The following is a 3,068-nucleotide window of genomic DNA, read 5'->3' on the forward strand; positions in this document are numbered from 1 at the left end:
TCGACATCGTCGCTGGTCAGAGGACCATCGACCAGTGAAGTGCGGTTGATTCCCAAGCTCGGAGCGCGGGTTCGATTCCCGTCACCCGCTCCACGCAAGAGCCCCAGGCCAAGAGCCCGGGGCTTCTTTGTCCCTGGAACGATTCGCGGACTCGCACCACTCGTGCGGGCTTGATGAGCCGCGACCTGCTGCCAAGACATCGAACGACATCAGCCGACGTCGTGGACACTGTGCTCGCTCAAGTCGGGTGCGTGACGAGCGACCGTGCCGTAGTCAGCGTCGTCATGAAGGACGGTCAGGCCGTGGTGGGCTGCAGTAGCGGCGATGATGAGGTCCACCGCCGAAGCGCTGCGATGCTCCCCGGCCCGGGCCATGCGATGTTGCACGGCGCCGATCCAGCGTCCCGCGTTCTTCGGCACCGATACGTCGGGATAGAGGTCCGTGAACATCTCTGCGATCTCGTCGTATTCGCGACCGTTCCGAGCGCTGTAGAGGAACTCGGCGCGCTGCGGGTAGCAGGAGGCGACAGCCTCGGCACCGATCGCGTCGCGCCAGGCCACTTGCAGCTTGTGATCCCGGAGAAGCCGGACGAGGCCGGAGGTGTCGAGCAGATAGATCACCGACTGCCCTTCTCCGCCCGATGCAGACGCTCGGCATCCTCAACCGCCCCCCACTGGTGCGCGCGCTCAAAGTGCCGGCTGATGCGCGCCGCACGGTCTTGCTGCTCGGCGTAGAAGTGGAGGGCGAGATTGACCGCCTCCTTCTTGGTCCTGACCTTGGACAGCGCCATGGCCCGTTCCAACGCGTCATCGTCGATATCGATCTGGGTGACAGACATGGGCACCTCCCATGCGACGATTGGTAATGTACAAGGCAGCATACGTCACCAACATTCACATCGCGAGCCCACCACAGCCGGGACGAATGCACTCGACAAGCGGCCGCCTACCCGCGAGCAAGCGTCTGCTGGACCAACGGATCCGAACGGATACGTGAGCGGCGGCACGCCAAGCCGGCACCCGCACCCACCGGGCATCCCGCCGAGCCACACCACCGTGCCGGGCAACCGATCCCCACCTCGGCCAACCTCTCCCCGAATGCCGTGCCACAACGTGCCGGTCGGGGCGGTGACCAGCGGACAGGAAAGGCGTCATGGCGTCATGCCGCCGAACCCCACCGGCCGACGCCATCACGCTCCACAGCCGTACAGTACTTATATTGATGAAAGTATCCTGAATGCAAGCAACAGGACTCTGTCGTGGAGGTCGACCACCGTGAACGGATTCATCGGGCGCCGCACCGAACTCGCCCTCCTGAACGCCATGTTGGGACCGGTGAAGACCGGGGGGCGCAGCGGACGCCCCGGGCGTGCCGTGCTGATTCGCGGACGCCGCCGGGTGGGGAAGTCACGCCTGGTGGAGGAGTTCTTGGAGCAGACCGAACTGCCGCATGTGTTCTTCACCGCCGTCGGCGGCTCCCGCGAGGACGATCTGGCAGCCTTCGCCGCCGAGGTGACGGCCTCCCGGCTTCCCGACGCGGCGCGGTTCGCTGATTTCGCCGCCCCGCTGAGCTGGGACGCCGCGCTGACTATGCTCGCCTCCACGCTGCCCCCGGACTCTCCGAGTGTGGTGGTCCTCGACGAGATGCCCTACCTCGTACGCGAGGACCCGAGCTTCGAGGGCGCTTTGCAGAAGGCGTTCGACCGGACGTTGTCGAAGCTGCCCGTTCTGCTCATTCTCATCGGCTCCGACATCGCCATGATGGAACAGCTCAACACCTACGGGCGGCCCTTCTATCAGCGGGGCACCGAGATGGTCGTGCCACCGTTGAATCCGGCAGAGGTCGCCTCGATGCTCGATCTGCCGCCCGCCGACGCCTTCGACGCCTACCTGATCTCCGGCGGGCTCCCCCTCGTCCTGGAGGAATGGCCGCAGGGCGCCGGGCTGTGGGAGTACCTCGAACTGGCCTTGCGCAGACCGACATCCGCCCTGCTGGTCAGCGGCGAACGAACCCTGGCTGCCGAGTTCCCCACCGAGGCGCAAGCTCGCACCGTCCTGGGCGCCATCGGCCACGGCGAGCGCACCTTCACTCTGATCGGCAGAGCAGCCGGCGGACTCAACCCCGGCTCGGTATCCCGCTCACTGGACCTCCTCGCTTCCCGGCGCATGGTCGCCGCCGAACTGCCCCTTTCCACCAAACCCAGCCGAGAGACCCGCTATCGCATCGACGACCCGTACCTGCGCTTCTGGCTCTCTTTCATCGGCCCCGGCATCCCGGCGGTCGAACGCGGCCGTGGCGACCGCGTCCTCGACACCATCCGTACCGGCTGGACGTCCTGGCGGGGCAGAGCCATCGAGCCCGTTATCCGCGAAGCCTTGTGGCGGCTGGGCTCCGACGAAGGACATCTGCCCGCAGGCACCCATGCGATCGGCGGCTACTGGACCCGCACCAACGACCCGGAAATCGACATCGTCGGCGCCGACCGTTCCCCCATCGCCAAGAAGATCACTCTCGTGGGTTCGGTCAAGTGGCTGGAGAAGAAGCCCTTCGACAACCGCGACCTCGCCCGCCTCATCACCCACCGATCCCAGCTTCCCGGCGCCGACGACAGCACCCCCTTGCTCGCCGTCACCCGCAGTGGGTGCACTGCCGACGGCGTCCACATCCTCACCCCTGAGGACCTCCATGGCGCCTGGTCATGAATCTGTGACCGGCCGTGCCACTACGTGCCGGCCGGAGCGGTGAACAGCGGTCAGCAACGGCGCCCGACGAGAGGCCGAGGATTCCGCCGCATGGTCGTGTTTTCGCAGGTCAGGACGGATATCGAACTCCGAACCCTCATTGGTTCCCAAGCTCAGAGCGCGGGTTCGATTCCCGTCACCCGCTCCACGCAAGAGCCCCAGGCCAGCGACCCGGGGCTTCTTTTGCTGTCCGGACCTCTCCCGCAGGCGGAGATCGTGTGGGCCAGGTAGTGCCGGGCGTAAGCTCGGCCCAGCCAACGGTGGCACCAAGCCTCCCGGCAGAGAACGTCAACCGTAGGAGACGATCCCGCACAGAGCACCATCGCC

At 66.2% G+C, this 3,068-nt stretch carries 3 protein-coding genes; 1 reads left to right on the forward strand and 2 read right to left on the reverse strand.

The genetic code is table 11. The features are described from left to right. Positions 1-209 precede the first annotated feature (209 nt). Positions 210-620, reverse strand: coding sequence for a PIN domain-containing protein (locus tag M1E25_RS25095; protein WP_251419539.1), 411 nt, complete (start codon positions 618-620; stop codon positions 210-212). Then, positions 617-838, reverse strand: coding sequence for a type II toxin-antitoxin system VapB family antitoxin (locus tag M1E25_RS25100; protein ID WP_251419541.1), 222 nt, complete (start codon positions 836-838; stop codon positions 617-619). Before M1E25_RS25100 ends, M1E25_RS25095 begins: the two co-directional genes overlap by 4 nt. Before the next feature lie 436 nt (positions 839-1,274). On the opposite strand from M1E25_RS25100, the gene M1E25_RS25105 reads away from it, so the two are divergent. Further along, positions 1,275-2,702 (forward strand): ATP-binding protein, encoded by a 1,428-nt coding sequence (locus M1E25_RS25105; RefSeq protein ID WP_251419543.1) that lies wholly within the window; start codon positions 1,275-1,277, stop codon positions 2,700-2,702. The last annotated feature ends 366 nt before the right edge of the window (positions 2,703-3,068 follow it).

It is taken from the genome of Streptomyces meridianus (genome assembly GCF_023703325.1).
In the GTDB taxonomy this organism is placed as follows: domain Bacteria; phylum Actinomycetota; class Actinomycetes; order Streptomycetales; family Streptomycetaceae; genus Streptomyces; species Streptomyces meridianus.